The organism is Phytoactinopolyspora halotolerans, from assembly GCF_010550675.1.
GTDB lineage: Bacteria > Actinomycetota > Actinomycetes > Jiangellales > Jiangellaceae > Phytoactinopolyspora > Phytoactinopolyspora halotolerans.
Window position 1 is genome coordinate 159,141 of the sequence record NZ_JAAGOA010000002.1, and the last position, 19,935, is coordinate 179,075.

Sequence of the window (19,935 nt, forward strand, 5' to 3'; positions counted from 1 at the left end):
TTACCCGGGTGACATGTCCAACAGGAAGAATCGCATCGATTGAGAAGGCTCATCGATGAGCGTGCCTATCCTGGGACGATGGAGATCAGACAGCTGGAGCATTTCATCGCGGTGGCAGAGGAAGGCCACTTCACGCGGGCCGCCGAACGGTTGATGATCAGCCAGTCCGGTCTCTCTGCCTCGATCCGTTCCTTGGAGCGCGAGCTCGGAGCGTCGCTGTTTCACCGCAACACTCGTCATGTCAGCCTGACCGATGCCGGCAAAGCGCTACTGGTCGAGTCGCACCGAACCGTGGCCAGTGTGGCGGCCGCCCGCGAGGCCGTGGCGTCGGTTCAGGGACTGTTCCGGGGCACACTCGCCATCGGCGCGGAGCAGTGTCTGGGGGCTGTCGACGTGGCCGCCCTGCTCGCGGAGTTCCGTGCAAGTTATCCGGGGATCGAGATCGTGCTCAACCAGGCCGGCTCCAGCCGCTTGCTGGACGGTGTGCGGAGCGCCCAGCTCGATCTCGCGTTCGTGGCCACCGAGAGCCGGGCGATCGACGGCATCGACCTCATCCACATCATGGACGAACCGATGGTGGTCGTCTGCCACCCGGATAGTCCGTGGGCGGAGCTCGCCAAGGTCGAACCGGTCGAGCTGCTGGAGGCGACATTCGTCGATTTCGGCCCGGATTGGGGTGCCCGCACGGTCACCGATCGGATGTTCTCCGCCGCCGGCCTCGACCGTCGGGTGATGCTTGAGGTCAACGACGTGCACAGCCTGCTCGACGTGGTCAATCACGGGTTGGGGCTCGCCGTCGTCCCGGCGCACATCACCCGCAAGCAGAAGGCTTCCACCCTGTCGGTCGTCGAACTGGCCGGCACGGACGCGACCTGGTCGGTCTGCGTGGCGTTGCCGCCGGAGAACCGTCGAAGTCAGGCGGCACGTAAGATGATCGATCAGCTCGACTTCCCGGAGCCGCCGGAGGACTCCTATCCGTGGTCACCCGGACACATGCGAGCGGCGCCCCATCCGGAGCGCCGCCGCTGACACGGGCGGGTGGGCTACCAGAGCGTGCATCACGTCTGTCGCCTCGGCTGGCCCGGGACGACTACCCGTACATGGGCTGATCGCCGCGTGGGTACCCACCTGCCGTGCGGTGGACCTTTCTGGTCCTCTACCTCTTTCATAGTCCATCCGGCGCCGACGCGCAAAGCCACTCGGTCAAATCTTTACAGACCACACATCTGTGCAGATAGACGGCCCAGCGCCACCAGGATCGCGGCTGGAACCGGCATGGTCTGCAGGCGCGCCGCCGTAGGGTCTTCCTGGTCTGCCACGTGGAAGCTCAACCTGGCCTCGTTCAGCCGCTCGACGATGGCGCAGTTCGCCACTTCCCACTCCAACTCGATCTCGGTGACGTCCGACTCATCGACCGTCGCCGGCAGTCCTGTCACGGCGAATCGGAATCCGGGTACGTGTGACCACATTCCGCTGATCGCCGCTGTTCCCTGACCGCCGGTCGTGGCCAAACGCAGCCGGGCACGGACGGAGGTGATGCCGTCGCGCCGAGAGAGCATCTGGATCGTTGCGACGGTGAGTTCGGGTGGTCCGATGTCAGCCGGCCGGCATACGGACGCCCAGGCTGAACGGAGCCACGACTGGCCGGGCGCGAACGTCACCGGGAGCGTCCTTTCCGTACCGCGGCTGCGGACCACGATCTCGGCGGCCAGTGACGTGCTCCCATCCGTGTCCGCGGTGGAGAGTTCGGCGTCACAGTCCGGCAGCAGAGTAGTGCGGAACAGCGTCCACCTCTCCGCATCGGCGGTGACGGGTTCCGTAGGTCCGATGCGCCCCCATCCGGGGACGCTGACGTCGACGAGTTCCACAGCGGTTTCGCCAGGGTTGAAGATGAGGAACTCACCCTGCCAGCCCTCGGCCGGGCTGCCCGGAATCGCCGGTCGGGAGAGCGCCGTCTGGCCGCCGATGAGATCCACGGTCGCGCTCTCGGTGGCGTCGTGGCGCGCGTTCGTCCCCACCACGCCGGCGGCGACACCGACGGCGAGGGCCATACCGACCACCAGCCATCGGCGCCACGAGCCGTCGCCGGGCACCGGCCGGTGCGGTCGGGGTGGATCGGGAGGATGATCGCCGATGATGCCGAGCTGCAGCGCCGGTAAGCGAGGCAGGCCGTCGTCGCCGCTGCCGGATACGTCATTGCCGGGGGCGGCGGCGTCGTGGGCTCGCTTCCGGCCCCCCATCTTCTCAGTGTCCACCTCGGAGGCCGTTCTGGGTAGCCCTGCGGACACCGTCGTCCGGGTCAGGCGTCGGCGAGGGCGGAACGGGAGAGATGACGTGCGCAGACGTGAGCCGGGTCACGCGGTGTCGGCGGAGTCTGAGACGATCAGAGGGAACAGCAACACTCGGTGGATCCGTACCGCTCGTCGTGCGCCTGTGCGCTGGGCGGTATTGCCGTGGAGGAAAGGCACGTGGTGAGGTAGGAAACCACGGGACCAGCCGAGCAAGAGACGTGAGGAGCAGACAAGGTGACCAGCGACGCGCTCTCCAATCTGCTACACGAAGACCGCCGCTTTCCGCCATCCCCCGAGTTCGCAGCCCAGGCCAACGCCACCGCCGCACTCTATGACGAGGCTCGTGCCGACCGGCTCGCTTTCTGGGACCGGCAGGCGCGTGAGCTGCTGTCCTGGGAAAGGGAGTGGGATCAGGTACTCGATTGGAGCAACCCGCCATTCGCCAAGTGGTTCGTCGGTGGGCGGCTCAACGTGGCCTACAATTGTGTCGATCGGCATGTCGAGGCCGGGAACGGTGATCGGGTCGCCATCCACTGGGAGGGTGAGCCGGGCGATTCGCGCACGCTGACCTATGCCGACCTGCAGCGCGAGGTCAGCCAGGCGGCCAACGCGCTCACCGCGCTCGGTGTGGGTCACGGCGACAGGGTGGCCATCTACCTGCCGATGATCCCGGAGACCGTCGTCGCGATGCTGGCATGCGCACGGATCGGTGCCATCCACTCGGTGGTCTTCGGTGGATTCTCCGCGGAGGCCCTGCGCAGCCGGATCAACGACGCGGAAGCCAAGCTGGTCATCACGGCTGACGGCGGCTACCGGCGGGGCAAGCCGTCGTCGCTCAAGCCGGCCGTGGACGAAGCCGTGGCGAAGTGTCCATCGGTGGACAAGGTCCTGGTGGTCCGGCGGACCGAGCAGGACGTCGATTGGGACGACACGCGCGACGTGTGGTGGCACGACATCGTCGGCGCGCAGCCCGCCCATCACACGCCGGAGCCGCATGACTCCGAGGACACCCTCTACATCCTCTATACGTCCGGCACCACCGGTAAGCCCAAGGGAATCAAGCACACCTCCGGCGGATACCTGCTACAGACCGCGTACACCCACCGCAACGTCTTCGACCTCAAGCCGGAGACCGATGTCTACTGGTGCACGGCTGACGTCGGCTGGGTGACAGGTCACAGCTATATCGTGTACGGGCCGCTGGCCAACGGTGCCACCCAGGTGATCTACGAGGGCACGCCCGACTACCCGGAGCCCGGCCGGTGGTGGGACGTCGTCGAGAAGTACGGCGTGACGATCCTGTACACGGCGCCGACGGCGATCCGTACCTTCATGAAGCAGGGCGAAGAGATCCCCGGACGCCGGGACCTGTCGTCGCTCCGGGTGCTGGGAAGCGTCGGCGAGCCGATCAACCCGGAGGCGTGGATCTGGTACCGGCGCGTCATCGGCGGTGACCGGACGCCCGTGGTGGACACCTGGTGGCAGACCGAGACCGGCGCCATCATGATCAGTCCGCTGCCCGGCGTGACGTCGGCGAAGCCGGGATCGGCGCAGGTGGCGCTGCCGGGGATCGTCGCTGACGTGGTCGACGACGGCGGCAACGTGGTGCCGGACGGGCACGGCGGATACCTGGTGTTGACTGAGCCGTGGCCGTCGATGCTCCGTACCATCTGGGGCGACGACCAGCGATTCATCGACACCTATTGGTCGAGGTTCGAGAACCGTTACTTCGCCGGTGACGGAGCGAAGAAGGACGAGGACGGTGACATCTGGCTGCTCGGCCGGGTGGACGACGTCATGAACGTCTCGGGGCACCGCATCTCCACCACCGAGGTCGAATCGGCCCTGGTGTCGCACGAGAAGGTGGCCGAGGCCGCCGTTGTGGGTGCGTCCGACCCGACCACCGGACAGGGGATCGTCGCGTTCGTCATTCTGCGTGCGGCGGCAGGCGACGGCGGAGCCGACGTGGTGAAGGAGCTGCGCGATCACGTCGCCAAGGAGATCGGCCCGATCGCCAAGCCGCGCCAGATTCTCGTCGTGGCCGAGCTGCCGAAGACCCGGTCCGGCAAGATCATGCGCCGCCTGCTGCGCGACGTGGCGGAGAACCGGGAACTCGGCGACGTGCAGACGCTGGCGGACCCAACCGTGATGAACCTGATCAGCCAAGGTCTTTCGTCGAGTTCCTCCGACGACGACTGACCGCTTGTGTCGTGGCGGGTGGCCGCCGTTCCACACCGGTGGACGGTGGCCGCTCCCGTCGCTTTTCCGTCGCGTGCCGCCGCACGCTCGCGACGCGCGTGCGGTGCGCGGCGTAAAGTCCAGCCATGAGTTCGTCGGTCGTCGTCATCGCCGTGATCACGGTGCTGGTCACGCTGGCGGCCGTGTTGCTGGTGCGGATGGTGCGGTCACGTCTGGTGCTCGGCACTACGGAGGACCAGACCACGTACCGAGTTCTGCACACCACGAGTCTCGCTTCGCCCGAGCTGCGGGCAGGCTTGGGCGCCGGAGCCGAACGTGCGGTGAAACATCTGCGGGACCTGCTCGCCACGCCGGCACTCGCACTCACCGACGGGGAAGGCGTCTTGGCCTGGGACGGCGCCGGTGGGACGCACGCTGCCGACGTGGACCGGCATGCCGTCACGGCGCTCGACTCGGGCAAGACGGAGGTGCTCGGCCCGGATACCGTCGAATGCGAGCGCGTCGACTGCCTCGTGCGGCATGCGGTGGCGACGGCGCTGACCACGGACAACCGGGTGGTCGGAGCACTCGTGGCGTACACCACCACGCGTCCGTCTGCGGGGCTGGTTCGCGCTGTAGAGGAAGTGGCTAGGTTCGTCTCGGGCCAGCTCGAGCTGGCCGAGTTCGACCGGGAACGGGCGAAGCTTGCCGAGGCGGAGATCCGGGCGTTGCGAGCGCAGATCTCACCGCATTTTGTCTACAACGCGCTGGGGGCGATCGCGTCATACGTGCGTTCCGATCCGGAGCACGCACGGGAACTGCTGCTCGAGTTCGCCGATTTCACCCGCTACTCGTTCCGTCGGCACGGTGACTTCACCACGCTGGCGGAGGAGCTACGCTCCGTCGAGCGTTACCTGATGCTGGAGCGGGCCCGATTCGGGGATCGGCTCTCCGTCACGCTCCGGGTGGCGCCGGAGGTGTTGCCCGTGGCGGTGCCGTTCCTGTGTCTGCAGCCGCTGGTGGAGAACGCCGTCCGGCACGGGCTGGAGGGCCGCTCCGGCGCCGGGCACATCACGATCACCGCCGAAGACGCCGGCAATGAGGCACTGATCAGCATCGACGACGACGGCGTGGGGATGGACCCGGAGCTGGTCCACAGGATCTTGGCCGGGGACGCCGACGGTGAGCGCGTCGGCGTCGGTATCGGCAACGTGGACGAGCGGCTCCGCGCGGTGTTCGGCGACGACTACGGGCTGGTGATCGAGACCAACATCGGCGCCGGCACTCGCGCCCGCATGCGCGTCCCCAAGTACCGCCCCGGCGTCCACGCGGCACCCCCCACGCCTAAATGATCATGTGAAGTGGGTTTTCTCGTGCCGTACCAGGTCTGCAGACATGGTAGTGCTGGAGAAAACCCACTTCACATGATCATTTAGGGGCGGTGCCAGCGGGCTTCGGGGTCCCAGGAACCGCGGTCGAGGTCGAGGTTCTCGGGGGTGTGCAGGCGGACCATGGTGCGGTCGACGCCCGGTGCGACGTGCCGTTGCGTCAACAGGGAGACCATGATCATCACGGTGAACGTCATCGGCATCGACCAGGCCGCCGGCTGCGCCAGCAGCGCACCGAGCCAGCCGTCCTGCGGCCCGATCACGATGATGGTGGCGACGGCAGCGGTCGCCGCCCCGCCGCCGACGATCAACCCGGCGACGGCGCCCGGCCAGGTCAGCCGCCGCCACCAGATCCCCAGTACCAGCAACGGGCAGAACGACGACGCCGCCACCGCGAACGCCAGCCCCACCACGTCGGCGATGGCGAGTGTGGGGCCGGACAGCGCCAGCGCCACCGGGATCATCAGCGCGAGGATGGCCCCGAGCCGGAATCCGGCGACCGGGTTCCGCGCCCGGCGGCCCAGCAGGTCCTGCGACAGCACCCCGGCGACGGAGACGGTCAAACCCGACGATGTCGACAGGAACGCGGCGAACGCCCCGGCGGCCACCAGCGCGGTCAACGCCTCGCCGGCGACGCCGTCGACCAACCGGCCGGGCAGGATCAGCACCACGGCATCTGTCCGCCCGGTGAGCAACAGCTCAGGCGTGTACAGGCGGCCGAGTGCTCCGTACAACGGTGGCAGCAGGTAGAAGATGCTGAGCAGGCTGAGAACGGCCAGGGTCGTCCGGCGTGCCGCGCGGCCGTCCGGGTTGGTGTAGAACCGCACCAGCACGTGCGGTAGCCCCATGGTGCCGAAGAACAGCGCCAGGATCAGCGAGTAGGTGGAGTACAGCGGGTGGTCGCCCCCCGAACGCAGCGGCAGCGCCCAGTGTTCGCCGCTCATCGGGGTCAGGTGTGCGGCATGCGGGATGCGAGCGTCGGCCGGGAACGTCAGCACCGAGCCTGCCTCGACGTGATGCTCCCCGGCGGTGAGGGTCAGATCCCGGTCGATCGGTTCGCCGTCGACCGTCCCGTCCGCCCGCACGGTGACCGGGTCAGGGACCTCGATGGTGACGTCGGTGCCGATCTCGACGGTGGTCCGCTCGGCGAAGGTCGGCTCGTCCGGCGGCGCCAGCTCGGGACGGCCCTCGGACTGCCACACCAGCAGCGCGAAGATCACCGGAACGGCCAGCGCGGTGAGCTTGAGCCAGTACTGGAACGCCTGCACGAACGTGATGCTGCGCATGCCCCCGCCGAGGACGCTGACCAGGACCACCACGGCGACCGCGGCCGGTCCCACCCAGGCCGGCGCGCCGGTGACGGTGCGCAGCGTCAGCCCGGCCGCCTGGAACTGCGGCAGCAGGTACAACCATCCGATCGCCACCACCAAGACGCTGGAGGTGAGCCGTACCGCCGTCGACTCGAGGCGTGCCTCGGCGAAGTCGGGCAGGGTGTACGCTCCGGACCTGCGCAGCGGCGCAGCGACCAGCACCAGCAGCATGAGATAGCCGGCCGTGTAGCCGACCGGAAACCAGAGCATGTCCGTGCCGTACGCGAGCACCAACCCGGCGATCCCGAGGAAGGATGCCGCGGAGAGATACTCGCCGCCGATGGCCGACGCATTCCACCACGGCGTCACCGACCGCGACGCAACGTAAAAGTCGCTGGTGGTACGTACCGCTCGCACCCCGTACATGCCGATCAGCACCGTGACGACGGCGGTGAAGACGACCGCGGCGATCCCGGCGGTGGGGCTGCCGGTCACCTCCGGTTCACCATCTCGGCGAAGTCGCGCTCGATCCGTTCGGCGTGCCGGAGATAGAACCAGGCGGCCACGATCAGCACCGGATAGACGGCACCGCCGAGCAACACCCAGGGCAGCGGTATGCCCATCAGATCGACGCTCTTCAGCCCCGGCGCGATGGCGAACACCAGCGGCACCATGGCCACCATCACGAAGACGACACCGGCCACGGTCAGCCCGAGCCGTAGTTGGGCTCGCAGCAGCGCACGCATATAGATCTCACCGAGGCGGGTCTGTGCGTCGATCTCCGCCGTGACGGCTTGCCGCCGGACGCGCGGCCGTCGCCGCCGCGGACCCGTCACGGTGACCCGTTCGTTCATCGCCGATCGCCTGCTTCACGCACGAGCAGGTCGCGGAAGTCCCGCGTGTGCCGCCGGCTGACCGGCAGCACGGTGTCTCCGACGACGACGGTGTACCGGCCGGCGTCCATCCGAATCTCGCTGACGTGCGACAACGCCACCAGGTGACTGCGGTGGATGCGGACGAAGCCGGCCTCCGCCCACCGCTCCTCCAGCGTGGACAGCGGGATGCGCAGCAGATGGCTGCCGTTCCTGGTGTGCAGCCGAGCGTAGTCGCCGTGCGCCGTCACGTAACCGACGTCGCTGCGTCGGACGAACCGGGTGACGCCGCCCAACTCGACCGGGATGGTCTCGTCGTCCGGATCGTGCGAGGCGGAATGCCGGCCTTCGACGGTGTCGGCCGCCCGGCGCACCGCCTCCGCCAGCCGCTCCGGCCGCATGGGCTTCATCACATAGTCGACGGCGTGCAGGTCGAAGGCGTCGACGGCGTGGTCGTCGTAGGCGGTGACGAAGACGACGGCGGGCGGCGTGCGGAACTGGGCGAGCACCCGGGCCAGGTCCAGTCCGGACAGCCCGGGCATCCGGATGTCGAGGAAGACGGTGTCGATCTGCTCCCGTTCCAGGGTGCGCAGCGCACCGGCGGCGTCGGATGCGGTCAGCACCCGGCCGACCCGCTGATCCTGGCCGAGCAGGTAGGCGAGCTCGGCCAGCGCCGGGGGTTCGTCGTCGACCGCCAGAACGCTGAGCATGCCGGTGAGGGTAGCCCTCGAACACGCTGTTGTCAGGTCCGCTCGGCGCAGCGGGGCGACCGCTCGTCGCGCGGCGGCCTGCCGTGTGCCGACCGACCCGACCGTCCGTCGCACGTCACCGGCGAGACACTCCCGCGTGACGTTCCCGGCCCTCTAGCGTGGCGGACCACAGCCGGTGGTGTGATCCGGCACACATCAGGACGAGGAGGTCGCGTGACTAGTCTCGACAGCCCGGCGCCGCAACAACAGGCGCCGCCGACAGCAGCGGAGTACGAGCGGATGCAGGCGAGCCCGGAGTTCGCCGAACTGCGCCGCCGCTTCCGGGCGTTCGCGTTTCCGATGACGGTCGCCTTCATCGCCTAGTATTTCACCTACGTCCTGCTGTCGACCTACGCCGTCGAATTCATGTCCACCGAGGTGGCCGGCAACGTCAACATCGGCGTCGTCCTCGGACTCGGGCAGTTCGCCTCCACCTTTCTCATCACGTGGCTGTACATCCGGCACGCCAATCGCAACCTCGACCCGGTCGCGGATCGGATCCGGGATGAGCTCGAAGGGGGCGACGCCTGATGGACATCGGCAGCCCCGCGGTCAACATCACCATCTTCACGATCTTCGTCGTCGCGACGCTGTTCATCGTCTTGCGGGTGGCCCGCACGAACCAGACGGCGGCCGACTATTACGCGGGCGGGCGCTCGTTCACCGGGCAACAGAACGGGACCGCGATCGCCGGGGATTACCTGTCCGCGGCGTCCTTCCTCGGGATCGCCGGTGCGATCGCGATCTACGGCTACGACGGGTTCCTCTACTCGATCGGGTTCCTGGTGGCCTGGCTGGTCGCCCTGCTACTCGTCGCCGAACTGCTGCGCAATACCGGCCGGTTCACCATGGCCGACGTGGTGTCGTTCCGGATGCGCCAACGCCCCGTGCGCACCGCCGCGTCGGCGTCCACGCTCGCCGTCTCGTTCTTCTACCTGCTGGCTCAGATGGCCGGGGCCGGTGGACTGGTCGCGCTGCTGCTCGGGGTGGAGGATGAGGGCGGCCAAGGCATCGTCATCGCGGTGGTCGGCGCCATCATGGTCTTCTACGTCCTGGTCGGAGGGATGAAGGGCACCACGTGGGTGCAGATCATCAAGGCGATCCTGCTGATCGCGGGCGCCGGCGTGATGACCGTATGGGTGATGGCCAAGCACAACTTCAACCTCTCCACGCTGCTGGGATCGGCCGTCGAGCGGGCCGGCGGCGCGGACGGGCTGCTGGAACCGATGAACCGGTACGGTGCGAGCGGGATGACCAAGCTGGACTTCATCTCGCTGGCGCTGGCTCTGGTGCTCGGCACGGCCGGGCTGCCGCACGTGCTCATGCGGTTCTACACGGTGCCGACGGCCAAGGCCGCGCGGCAGAGCGTCACCTGGGCGATCGCCCTGATCGGGCTGTTCTACCTGTTCACGCTGGTGCTGGGGTACGGTGCCGGTGCGCTGGTCGGGCCCGAGGAGATCGCCGCCGCCCCCGGAGGCGTGAATTCGGCGGCGCCGCTGCTCGCCTACGAACTCGGCGGCACATTGCTGCTGGGCATCATCTCGGCGGTCGCGTTCGCGACGATCCTGGCGGTGGTCGCCGGCTTGACCATCACGGCGTCCGCGTCCTTCGCGCATGACATCTACGCCAACGTGATCAAGAAGGGCGAGTTGAAGGCGAACGACGAGGTGCGCGTCGCGCGGATCACGGCGGTGGTGATCGGCGCCGTGGCGATCGGCGGCGGCATCCTCGCCAACGGCCAGAACGTCGCCTTCCTGGTCGCGCTCGCCTTCGCGGTGGCCGCGAGCGCGAACCTGCCGGTGATTCTGTACTCGCTGTTCTGGAAGCGGTTCAACACCAGCGGCGCCGTGTGGAGTATCTACGGCGGGCTCGCCACCGCGGTGACGTTGATCGTCTTCTCACCGGTGGTCTCCGGTAAGCCGGTGGATCCGGCGACGGGCACCAGCGCGTCGATGCTGCAGAACGTGGACTTCCACTGGTTCCCGCTGGACAACCCCGGGCTGGTCTCCATTCCGGCCGGCTTCCTCTTCGGTTACCTGGGGACCAGGTTGTCCAAGGAGTTCAACGCACCCAAGTACGCCGAGATGGAGGTGCGTTCCCTGACTGGTGCGGGCGCCGAGAAGGCGACGCCGCACTGAGAGCTGGGCCCCGATACCGAGGTCCAGCTCTAGCCCCCCAAATGGCGCGGGCGCCGGCGTGTGCACCCCCGGCGCCCGCGTCGCTCACGGATCCAAGACGTGTGGGAACCCGCGGAAGACCAGTCACGTGACAGAGTCGATGCGGGCACCTGCGTCGGTAGCGTGCCTCCATGAGCAGACAGACCGCGTTGGCGAAGGGCCCGCTCGGCAGGGCGAAGACCCGGCTGAAGAACATCGTCCGCCCGAACGTGACCGTCACACCGCCTCCCGAAGGCGTCATGGTCGATCGCGACGTCGCGGTCACGGTCCGCGATGGGGCCGTCCTACGTGCCAACGTGTACCGACCTGCCGACGACGGCGCGTATCCGGTGATCATGTCGGCTCACCCGTACGGCAAGGACTATCTGCCGAAGCCGACCCGCAAGGGATACCGCCCCTTTCCGAACCTGCGGATCCTGCCGCAATCGCAGCCGTTCTCGTTCTCCGCCTGGACCGGGTGGGAAGCCCCGGACCCGGCCTACTGGGTGCCGCGTGGTTACGTCGTGGTCAACGCCGATCTGCGCGGGTGGGGAACGTCCGAAGGCACCGGTGTGCTGCTCGGACCGCAGGAGGGCGAGGACTATCACGACTTGATCGAATGGGCGGGTGTCCAGCCGTGGTCCACGGGAATGGTCGGCCTGAGCGGGGTGTCCTATCTGGCGCTGTCTCAATGGGCGGCAGCGGCGACCCACCCGCCGCATCTGGCGGCGATCAGTCCATGGGAGGGCTTCACCGACTTCTACCGGGACGTGGCCATGCCAGGCGGCGTTCGGGAGGACGGGCTGCTCATCGTGTGGACGAAAGGCACCGCACATACCCGTAAGGACAGCGACGTCGACCTGCGCCGGCAGCAGATCACCCGGCCGGTATACGACGAGTGGTGGGCCGCACGTGACCGGGAGATCGAGAAGATCGACGTTCCGGCGCTGATCTGTGCCAGCTTCTCCGACCACAACCTGCACACGCGTGGATCCTTCGAGGGTTTCCGGCGGATCGCCTCCCGGCAGAAGTGGCTGTACACACACCGCGGCCCGAAGTGGGCCGTCTATTACGGCGACGAGGCGCTCGCGGAGCAGACCCGGTTCTTCGACCACTTCCTCAAGGGCCAGGACAACGGGCAGGGCGACGTGCCGCCGGTCCGGCTCGAGGTGCGCGAGGATGCGGACACCGTCACGTCGGTGCGCCGCGAACAGCAGTGGCCGCCGGCCCGCACCCAGTGGCAAGCCTGGTATCTGCAACCGGACGGAGGCTTCGGCGACGCTCCCATGTCCCCGGCAACGGTTTCCTTCCACACCCGCCGTGGCAGTGTGCGATTCACGCATCGGTTCCAGGAGGACACCGAGATCGTCGGCCCGATGACGCTGCGACTCTCGCTCGAGGTGGAGGGGACCGATGACGTGTGCGTGTTCGCGGGGGTCCGCAAGCTGCGACGCGGCAAGCCCGTCGCCTTCGAGAACGCGTTCGGGTTCCGCGGCTCCTTGATCACCGATGGCATCCGACGGGCATCGCATCGCCGCGTCGACGAATCGGGACGGCACCCGGAGGATGTCACGGAACTGCTCAGCCCCGGGCAGGTGGTATCGGTCCGCATCGAGTTGCTGCCATCGGCGACGCTGTTCCGCGCCGGTGACGAGCTCCAGCTACAGATCCAGGGCCGATGGTTCTACGCTCGTAACCCGTTCACCGGGCAGTTTCCCTCGTATTTCGAGAAGAGCAGACCGGGACGGTGCGTCGTCCACGTGGGAGCGGATCACCCCACGGTGCTTGAGGTCCCGGTACAGCCGCCTACTACCGTCACGTGACGAAAATCGCCGTGAGGGTCGGGCGGCTACAGCCAGCCGGCCTCGCTTGCGATTCGGATCGCGTCGATACGGTTGCGTCCCCCGACCTTGCTGATACCGCTCGACATGTAGTTGCGCACCGTGGCCGGGGACAAGACGAGCTTCGACCCGATCTCCTCCGTGGTCAACCCCAGGTTCGCGAGTCTGAACACGTCGCTCTCGCGAGAGGTCAGCGGGTTCGAGCCGGCTGCCAGGGTAGCGGTCATGAGGCTCGGTGCGAGGACGTGTTCGCCTCTACTGAGACGGCGGATGGCGTCGGCGAGGGAATCGGCGGGCGCATCCTTGAGCAGGAAGCCTCGCGCCCCGGCCTGGAGCGCCCGGAGCAGGTAGTTCGGTTGCCCGAGGCCAGTGAGGATCAGAACTCGGCACGCCGGAACCGTGTGCGCAAGGGATTCGGTCGCTTCCAGGCCCTCCAGGCCGGGCAGATCGATGTCGAGCACGGCGACGTCGGGTTGGGTCTCCAGGGCGGCGCCCGCTACCTGGTCGACCCGTTCCAGCTCCGCCACGACCTCCATGTCGGGCTCTGACGACAGCAATGCCACCAAGGCGCCGCGGATCATGTGCAGATCCTCAGCGATCAGCACTCTGATCGCGCGTGTCTCCACGTTGCCGGACATGACCGAGCCGCCGTCGCGGCGAAACGACGGATACCTGTAGCCCGGTGGGTAGGCGATGACAGCATTCCTTCCGGGGTTCGGAAGACTCCGGAACGATACTACTGTCTGCCCCGGATTGCCGTCAGGGCCCGAAGTGGACGCCGTGGCGTCGTCTGCTGCCCTCTTCGTCAGCCTCGATCCGCCAGACCCGCGGTGAACCCCTGCTGCCAGGAGGGGTAATCCGGGGACCAGCCGAGCTGAGCGCGGGCCCGAGCATTGTCGGCTCCGGACAGGCTCGTCATGAACGCCACGCCCCAACTGCCGACCGCCGTGCGGGCGAGCCAGGCGGGCGCCTTCTTGGGTGCGGCTGAACCCAGCAGCGCCGCCATCTCAGGCAGCCATGTCCGTATCGGCGTCGGGTTGTCGTCCACGATGTTGAGGGCTCCGGTGAGCGGGCTGGCGAGGGCGGCCACCACGGCGGTCGCGGCGTCGCGCGCATGCGTGAACGAGAACACCGAGTCCCCGCCACCCACGATGGGCACTTTCCCAGCCCGGACCTGCCGGGTGAAGTGGCCGTCCGGCGCGTACGCACTCCCCGGGCCGTACAGGTGGCCGAACCGAAGGACGAGGCCGTCCGCATCACGAGTGATCCGCTCGTGTTCGATCAGGGCCTCGACGACTGGACGGAACTGCTTCGGACCGTCGGTCCAGAACGCGGTGTCCTCGTCGGCCGGCTGAGCGCCGGACGGCCGGTAGGCGTACGCCAGTCCTTGTGCGATCACGCGCGTGTCCCCGGCCGCCCGCGCGGCGTCGACCAGGTTCGCGGTGCCCTCCGTCCGCAACCGGTTGGTCACCGCGAACTCGCTGGCGAGCCGCTTGGGATTGAGCTGTTTCGGAATGGCCGTCAGCAGATGTACGACGGCGTCAGGCTCGGCCTTGTCCACCGCTGATGCCGTCGCCTTGCGGTCCAGTGCGTCGGCCAGGACAACGTCGTAACCCATGTCCGGACGCATCGGCGTGCGGGCCAGTGCGACCACGTCATGGCCGGCCTGGATGAGCAGCGGAAGCAGCTGGCGTCCAATCACGCCGGTGGCTCCGGCGACAAGAACACGCATGTCGGTTTCCCCTCGATAGTCCGATCCGGTGCATCGACCCTAGGGATGCGGCGGAAAGGAGCGAATCCGTCACGCGACTGGAACCGCCGCCGGGCGGCCGCGGATCGTGCCGGCGAGCTCGCTCCTGACCTGGGCCGATGATGTTCGTCATCGCCGCTGCAGGACATTTGTGTCTACCGTGTCCGTGGTCTGGCTGCCGACACTGAGCGGCGTGGCGCTTCGCGGACGAGTGAGTGAGCTGGCCGAGATCGACGGGGTGCTGGCCACGGCCGTCTCCGGCCGCGGCGCCGCGGTGGTGATCCGAGGCGAGCTGGGGGTGGGTAAGAGCGCGTTGCTCCGCCACACCGCAGAGTCTGCTGCGCACCTTTGTGTCCTGCGGTCCGACGGCGTCGACGCGGAGGCGGGGTTGCCGTTCGGGGCGCTGCATCAATTGCTCCGGCCGGCCCTGGACCGCCTCGATGCACTGCCTGCACCGCAGGCGGTATCGCTGCGTGCCGCGTTCGGACTCACCGTCGCAGCGATACCGGACCAGCGGCTGGTCGCACATGCCACGCTTGCTCTGCTGTCCGCGCTGGCTGCCGAGAGCCCGGTGGTGTGTCTGATCGACGACGCGCACGAGTTGGACCGGGCATCGGCTGACGCGCTGATCTTCGTCGCACGCCGGCTGCGCGAAGACCGGGTCGCCATGATCTTCGCCGCCGGCGCGGACCGGCGCGACTTTCCCGCCGGCGGATTGAGCGAACTGCGGCTGGCGCGACTCGACCGGGGCGTCGCGCACGAGTTACTCGTCGGATGGCCGGAAGAGATCAGCACATACACCCGTGACCGGATCGTCGAGGAGTCCGGCGGCAATCCGATGGTCCTCCGCGAGCTTGCCGCGGCTCTGTCGCCACGCCAGCGGCTCGGCCAGCTCCCGCCGGAGATCCTCGGGCTGGGGGCGGTTCCGGTCCGCGGCGATGTATATGCCGTGTTCACCGCTCAGATCACGCGGCTGCCCGTGACCGCCCGCGTCGTGCTCGGCGTCGTCGCATCCGATGGCAGAGGTGAGCTGGCCGTCATCCTGCACGCGGCCGAGATCCTCGACACGTCGATCGATGACCTGGCCGTGGCCGAACAAGCCGGGCTGCTCGGCGTCGCCGACGGCCGGGTCACCTTCCGTCATCCGTTGATCCGGCAAGCCGCGTACCACCACGGGGCCATCACCGGGCGGGTCGGCGTGCACGCGGCGCTCGCGAGCGCCTACGAGGCGTTCGGCGACCGCGCCGGGGCGGTCTGGCACCGGGCGGCCGCCGCGACAGGGCCGGATGAGGGAATCGCCGAACGCCTCGAGCGACTTGCTGAGAGCAGACCGGTCGACCGCAGGTGGACTCTCGCTGTGACCGCCTACCAGAGCGCCGCCCAGCTCAGCTCCACCGTGGCGGGCCGGGGCCGCAGGTTGTCCGCCGCCGCGGGCCACGCGGCGTGGTCGGGCGACATCAGGCGGGCCGCCGCGCTGGCCGACGATGCGTTGTCGATGACCGACGACGTCCGGCTGCTCGCGCGATTGGCCTCGATCCGGGCTGCGGCCGAGGCTGAACGCGGCCGGCTACGGGACGCCGTATGGAGCCTGCTGCAAGGTGCGGCACTCGTGGCAGAGCACGCTCCCGATGTCTCCGCGGCGATGCTGGTGGTCGCAGCCCGGTACGCGTGGACCTGCGACTACCGCGAAGCTCTAGGGCTGGCGAAGGCCGACATCGCCGTGCTGCGAAGCTCGGAGATCGTCCGGGCCTGTGCGGCAGGTGTACGCGGCATCGCCGGGCTCGCGCACCATGACCTCGAACGGGGCCTGGCATCGCTGCGCCAGCTCGTCGTCGTCGCGGAGGGCGGCCATACGGGTCTCCCGCTGGAGGTCCGATTGCAGGCGGCCGAGGCCGCGCTGCTCGTGGGCGCCGACGCGGCCGCGCGCGAGCTCGCGTCGCGGCTCGCCTCGACGTGTCGGGCGCGTGGGCGGGCCGACATGTTGCCGGACGCGCTCAACCTGCTCGCCCAGGCGCAGCTGTTCCTCGGACTCCACGACGAGGCACGCATCAGCGGCGAACACGCGGCCGATGCCGCGCGCGGTACCGGCAACTCCCGGGTCGTCGGGCAGGCCCACGCGACGCTGTCCAGACTCTTCGCCATCGCGGGCGACGAGGAACGCTGCCGGGAGATGCGGGAGCATGCCCTGGCCGCGGGGGACCTGGCCGCCCGGCAATGGGCCGCTGCCTCCTGGACACTGATCGACCTCGGTCTCGGCCGGGCTGAGGTGGCCATGCACTGGGACAACGCGGGCGCCTGCGCACACCCCACCGTTGTCGGGACCGCTGCGCTCCCCGACCTGGTCGAGACCACGGCGAGGACCGGTGACCGACATGCGGCCCGGCTACCGCTGGAGCGTATGGCGGAGTTCGCCCGGCACTCCGGCGCGTCATGGGCCAGAGCGGTGGAATTACGTTGCCGCGCGATGACGGACGACGACGCGGCCGGTGAACTCTATGCCGAAGCCGTCCGGCTACATCAGCAGGAAACCGCCCGGCCGTTCGATCGGGCACGGACGGAGCTGGCGTATGGGCAGTGGCTCAGGCGCAACCGCCGGCGTGCGGATGCGCGCACACATCTCCGTTCCGCACTGGGGATCTTCGACTGGATCGGCGCGGCACCCTGGGCCGACCGGGCCCGGACGGAATTGCGTGCCGCGGGCGAGTCTCGGGCGCGGAAGCCGTCAGGAGCGGTCACGTCGGGCGTGAACGCGCTCACCACCCAGGAGCGTCAGGTCGCCCAGCTCGCGGCCGCCGGATTGAGTAACCAGGAGATCGCGTCGCGGATGTCCCTGAGTCCCCGCACAGTGGGGTACCACCTGTACAAGGCGTATCCCAAGCTCGGGGTCACCAAGCGGATCGAGCTGGCCAGGCTGGACTTCGCCGACTCTGTTTGACCCGCTGCCGGTGTGACGTGTTATCGGGCCCAGCTGATGCAGGTGGGACTCGGTGTGCTGAACGGCTCCCCGACGGGTTCGGGGATACCGGTGTCGGCGTCGACGCGGAACGTGGTGATCGTGTCGCCGAACTGGTTGGCGGAGTATAGGTACGCGCCGTCCGGTGAGAGCACCATGTCGCGTGGATGGTCGCCGCCGCAGGGCACGGCGGTGACCAGTTCGACGTCGGCGCCGTCGACGGAGAGCACCGCGATCTCGTCGACGAAGCGGTTGGCCACGTACAGGAAGCGCCCGTCGTCTGAGAGCCGGACGGCGGACGGTTGACTGATCTCGTTCGTGCCGGCGGGCCGGGTGGACACGGTGGACAGTGCGGAGCCGGCGTCCAGATCCAGCACGGTGACGGTGGAGGCGAGCTCGTTGGCGACGTAGGCGTAGCGACCGTGCACAACCAGGTGGCGTGGACCGGCGCCGGCCGGGGTGCGCAGTTCGTCGACGAGCGTCAGGACCCCGCTCGTTTCGTCGAGCGCGTACCGGTAGACGGTGTCGGTGCCGAGGTCGACGGCGAGCACGTGGCCGCGCCCGGGACCGTCGCCTGGATCGGTGACGATCATGTGCGCGTGCGGGCCCTCCTGACGCGCGGAGTCAGGACCGTTGCCGGCATGCTGCACGGTCGACGTCGGCGCGCCGAGTGAGCCGTCGTCGTTGATCGGGTTGACGGCCAGCGTGCCCGATCCGTAACAGGCGCTGAGAACGTATCGGCCGCTCGGATGGATCGACAGGTGACACGGGCCGGAGCCGTCGACGCTCTGCGGCTGCCCGAGCGGTGCCAGCTCCGCGCCGTGGACGCGGAAGGCGCGGACGTCTCCGTGCTGACGCTCGCCGATGGCGTAGAGGACCGATCCGTCGCTCGACAACGCGAGGTAGCGCGGATCCGGCGCATCGGCGTCCGACACGGGCGTGAACGACGCGCCGTCGACGTCGAGCACGGTGATACCGGTGGCTGGGGTTCCTTGCGTTCCGCTGGTGGCTGCTCCGAGGTATGCGCGCATACTCCGTATCCTGCCGGAGGGCAGAGCGTGCCACGGCCACCGGGCCACCCTTGCGGAGGTGAGGCACCCGGTGCCGTGCCGGATGCGGGCCGCCCGGGGCTTCCGGGCTGCGTTAGGGTCTGTGACCATGGTCGATGGACAGGTGATTCGGCAGGCAGTGATCCTGGCCGGCGGCAAGGGCTCCCGGCTGCGGCCGCTGACCGACTCGGTGCCGAAGGCGATGATCGAGATCGCCGGGCGCTGCATCATCGACCATCAGATCGAGTGGCTGGCCCAGTCGGGTGTCTCCGACGTGGTGGTGTCCGCGGGTTATCTGCACGAGGTGCTCACCGAGCATCTGCAGGGGCACGCGCAGCCGGTGCGGGTACACACCGTCGTCGAGGATGAGCCGCTCGGGCGCGGCGGCGGGCTGAAGTACGCGGGGAAGCACCTCCCGCAGCCGGGTGAGGCCTGGTACGCGCTGAACGCCGACATCTGGACCCGGTTCGACCTGCGCGAGATGGCGGCGTACCACGTGGAGCGGGACGCCGTGGCCACCATCGGTCTGGCGCGGCCGAGAATACCGTGGGGCGTGGTCGACGTGGACGAGTTCGGCCGGGTGATCGACTTCGTCGAGGCTCCGCCGTCGCCGTATCCGGTCAACGGCGGGATCTACGTCTTCTCGCCCCGGATCCTGGACCTGCTGCCTGCGGTGGGAGACCACGAGCGGTCGACATTCCCGCTGCTGGCCAAGCAGCGGCAGCTGGCCGGATTCCCGATCGAGGGGTACTGGCGCGCCATCGACACCGCCAAAGACGTCTCCGAGGCGGCCAAGGAGTTGGAAGGCTAAGGCGTGCCAAGCCTTGGCAAGGATAGCCACATCTTCGTGGAAATCCGCTCTGAGCTGGGATAACGTCGTGCGTATGAAGTTGAACGACACACTGGCCAAGGCCTTCTCTGAGCAGATCACCCTGGAGATCGAGTCGTCCATCGCCTACCTGCAGCTGGCGATCGCCCTGGACGACGCCAACCTGCCCGGCATGGCGTCCTGGATGCGCATCCAGTCCGACGAGGAACGCGGACACGCGGCGAAGTTCATCGCGCACGTGACCGACCGGGGGAACCGGCCGCAGATCGGCGATATCGCCGCGCCCACCGACCCCGGTGACAAGGTGGTGACCGCGTTCGAGGCCGCGCTGGCGCATGAGCAGAAGGTCTCCGAGTCGATCCGAGCGCTGTACCGGCTGGCCAACGCCGAGGGCGACATCGACAGCCTTCCGCTGCTCAGTTGGTTCATCGAAGAGCAGATCGAAGAGGAGTCGACGGTTTCGGAGATCCTGGGTCGGCTGCACCTGATCGGCGACGACGGCCCGGGCCTGCTCCGGCTGGACGCGGAGCTCGGTGGCCGCAGCGCGGACTCCGGCGAGTAAGGCAGAT

General features: G+C 68.5%; 15 protein-coding genes and 1 pseudogene. 9 read left to right on the forward strand and 7 right to left on the reverse strand.

Translation table 11 applies throughout. The features are described from left to right. The first annotated feature begins 78 nt into the window (after nt 1-78). A complete protein-coding gene (locus tag G1H10_RS03060; RefSeq protein ID WP_163732523.1) occupies nt 79-1,029 on the forward strand; it encodes a LysR family transcriptional regulator in 951 nt (316 codons plus the stop codon). A 182-nt stretch (nt 1,030-1,211) separates the two neighbouring features. On the opposite strand, the gene G1H10_RS03065 is transcribed toward G1H10_RS03060, so the two are convergent. Beyond that, the gene (locus tag G1H10_RS03065) at nt 1,212-2,240 is read right to left on the reverse strand and encodes a hypothetical protein (RefSeq protein WP_163732526.1); all 1,029 of its coding nucleotides are present in this window, start codon (nt 2,238-2,240) and stop codon (nt 1,212-1,214) included. A gap of 285 nt (nt 2,241-2,525) precedes the next feature. Between G1H10_RS03065 and acs the strand changes: the two genes are divergently transcribed. Both acs and G1H10_RS03075 read left to right on the forward strand, forming a co-directional pair. After that, nucleotides 2,526-4,490, forward strand: coding sequence for an acetate--CoA ligase (gene acs / locus G1H10_RS03070; RefSeq protein WP_163732529.1), 1,965 nt, complete (start codon nt 2,526-2,528; stop codon nt 4,488-4,490). A gap of 125 nt (nt 4,491-4,615) precedes the next feature. Further along, nucleotides 4,616-5,821, forward strand: a complete 1,206-nt coding sequence (locus G1H10_RS03075; protein ID WP_163732532.1) for a sensor histidine kinase — start codon at nt 4,616-4,618, stop codon at nt 5,819-5,821. An 80-nt stretch (nt 5,822-5,901) separates the two neighbouring features. Here the strand turns inward: G1H10_RS03075 and G1H10_RS03080 are convergent, their stop codons facing one another. The 3 genes from G1H10_RS03080 to G1H10_RS03090 all read right to left on the reverse strand — a co-directional run bounded on the left by G1H10_RS03080 (nt 5,902) and on the right by G1H10_RS03090 (nt 8,749). Then, complete coding sequence (locus tag G1H10_RS03080) at nt 5,902-7,593, reverse strand: sodium/solute symporter (protein ID WP_163733289.1); 1,692 nt, start codon at nt 7,591-7,593, stop codon at nt 5,902-5,904. A gap of 65 nt (nt 7,594-7,658) precedes the next feature. After that, nucleotides 7,659-8,021 carry a DUF485 domain-containing protein gene (locus tag G1H10_RS03085; RefSeq protein WP_163732535.1) on the reverse strand — a complete coding sequence of 121 codons (363 nt, stop codon included), beginning with the start codon at nt 8,019-8,021 and terminating at the stop codon, nt 7,659-7,661. Continuing rightward, entirely contained in the window at nt 8,018-8,749 is a 732-nt protein-coding gene (locus tag G1H10_RS03090) for a LytR/AlgR family response regulator transcription factor (RefSeq protein ID WP_163732538.1), read from the reverse strand. The genes G1H10_RS03085 and G1H10_RS03090 overlap by 4 nt, the downstream gene beginning before the upstream one ends. 279 nt (nt 8,750-9,028) lie before the next feature. On the opposite strand from G1H10_RS03090, the pseudogene G1H10_RS32255 reads away from it, so the two are divergent. The 3 genes and pseudogenes from G1H10_RS32255 to G1H10_RS03105 all read left to right on the forward strand — a co-directional run bounded on the left by G1H10_RS32255 (nt 9,029) and on the right by G1H10_RS03105 (nt 12,767). Beyond that, nucleotides 9,029-9,319: pseudogene (locus G1H10_RS32255) on the forward strand (DUF485 domain-containing protein). Then, complete coding sequence (locus tag G1H10_RS03100) at nt 9,319-10,926, forward strand: monocarboxylic acid transporter (RefSeq protein ID WP_163732541.1); 1,608 nt, start codon at nt 9,319-9,321, stop codon at nt 10,924-10,926. The pseudogene G1H10_RS32255 and the gene G1H10_RS03100 overlap by 1 nt, the downstream one beginning before the upstream one ends. Nucleotides 10,927-11,096: 170 nt before the next feature. After that, nucleotides 11,097-12,767: a CocE/NonD family hydrolase gene (locus G1H10_RS03105; protein ID WP_163732544.1), complete on the forward strand. Its 1,671-nt coding sequence runs from the start codon at nt 11,097-11,099 to the stop codon at nt 12,765-12,767. Between the two features lie 26 nt (nt 12,768-12,793). Here the strand turns inward: G1H10_RS03105 and G1H10_RS03110 are convergent, their stop codons facing one another. Both G1H10_RS03110 and G1H10_RS03115 read right to left on the reverse strand, forming a co-directional pair. Continuing rightward, nucleotides 12,794-13,423, reverse strand: a complete 630-nt coding sequence (locus G1H10_RS03110) for a response regulator transcription factor (RefSeq protein WP_163732549.1) — start codon at nt 13,421-13,423, stop codon at nt 12,794-12,796. A gap of 167 nt (nt 13,424-13,590) precedes the next feature. Further along, nucleotides 13,591-14,517, reverse strand: coding sequence for an NAD-dependent epimerase/dehydratase family protein (locus G1H10_RS03115; protein WP_163732552.1), 927 nt, complete (start codon nt 14,515-14,517; stop codon nt 13,591-13,593). Between the two features lie 169 nt (nt 14,518-14,686). On the opposite strand from G1H10_RS03115, the gene G1H10_RS03120 reads away from it, so the two are divergent. Further along, entirely contained in the window at nt 14,687-17,470 is a 2,784-nt protein-coding gene (locus G1H10_RS03120) for a LuxR family transcriptional regulator (protein ID WP_163732554.1), read from the forward strand. Nucleotides 17,471-17,490: 20 nt separating this feature from the next. On the opposite strand, the gene G1H10_RS03125 is transcribed toward G1H10_RS03120, so the two are convergent. Continuing rightward, complete coding sequence (locus G1H10_RS03125; protein ID WP_163732557.1) at nt 17,491-18,519, reverse strand: lactonase family protein; 1,029 nt, start codon at nt 18,517-18,519, stop codon at nt 17,491-17,493. A gap of 127 nt (nt 18,520-18,646) precedes the next feature. Between G1H10_RS03125 and G1H10_RS03130 the strand changes: the two genes are divergently transcribed. After that, a complete protein-coding gene (locus tag G1H10_RS03130) occupies nt 18,647-19,348 on the forward strand; it encodes a nucleotidyltransferase family protein (protein ID WP_174264022.1) in 702 nt (233 codons plus the stop codon). A gap of 73 nt (nt 19,349-19,421) precedes the next feature. After that, complete coding sequence (locus G1H10_RS03135) at nt 19,422-19,928, forward strand: ferritin (RefSeq protein ID WP_163732560.1); 507 nt, start codon at nt 19,422-19,424, stop codon at nt 19,926-19,928. Nucleotides 19,929-19,935 lie beyond the last annotated feature (7 nt).

Bases quoted from the DNA above. Each gene is read 5' to 3' on its own strand.
- G1H10_RS03060 (WP_163732523.1), top strand. From the start codon at position 79: ATGGAGATCAGACAGCTGGAGCATTTCATCGCGGTGGCAGAGGAAGGC.
- G1H10_RS03065 (WP_163732526.1), bottom strand. From the start codon at position 2,240: ATGGGGGGCCGGAAGCGAGCCCACGACGCCGCCGCCCCCGGCAATGAC.
- G1H10_RS03075 (WP_163732532.1), top strand. From the start codon at position 4,616: ATGAGTTCGTCGGTCGTCGTCATCGCCGTGATCACGGTGCTGGTCACG.
- G1H10_RS03080 (WP_163733289.1), bottom strand. From the start codon at position 7,593: ATGTACGGGGTGCGAGCGGTACGTACCACCAGCGACTTTTACGTTGCG.
- G1H10_RS03085 (WP_163732535.1), bottom strand. From the start codon at position 8,021: ATGAACGAACGGGTCACCGTGACGGGTCCGCGGCGGCGACGGCCGCGC.
- G1H10_RS03090 (WP_163732538.1), bottom strand. From the start codon at position 8,749: ATGCTCAGCGTTCTGGCGGTCGACGACGAACCCCCGGCGCTGGCCGAG.
- G1H10_RS03100 (WP_163732541.1), top strand. From the start codon at position 9,319: ATGGACATCGGCAGCCCCGCGGTCAACATCACCATCTTCACGATCTTC.
- G1H10_RS03105 (WP_163732544.1), top strand. From the start codon at position 11,097: ATGAGCAGACAGACCGCGTTGGCGAAGGGCCCGCTCGGCAGGGCGAAG.
- G1H10_RS03110 (WP_163732549.1), bottom strand. From the start codon at position 13,423: ATGTCCGGCAACGTGGAGACACGCGCGATCAGAGTGCTGATCGCTGAG.
- G1H10_RS03115 (WP_163732552.1), bottom strand. From the start codon at position 14,517: ATGCGTGTTCTTGTCGCCGGAGCCACCGGCGTGATTGGACGCCAGCTG.
- G1H10_RS03125 (WP_163732557.1), bottom strand. From the start codon at position 18,519: ATGCGCGCATACCTCGGAGCAGCCACCAGCGGAACGCAAGGAACCCCA.
- G1H10_RS03130 (WP_174264022.1), top strand. From the start codon at position 18,647: ATGGTCGATGGACAGGTGATTCGGCAGGCAGTGATCCTGGCCGGCGGC.
- G1H10_RS03135 (WP_163732560.1), top strand. From the start codon at position 19,422: ATGAAGTTGAACGACACACTGGCCAAGGCCTTCTCTGAGCAGATCACC.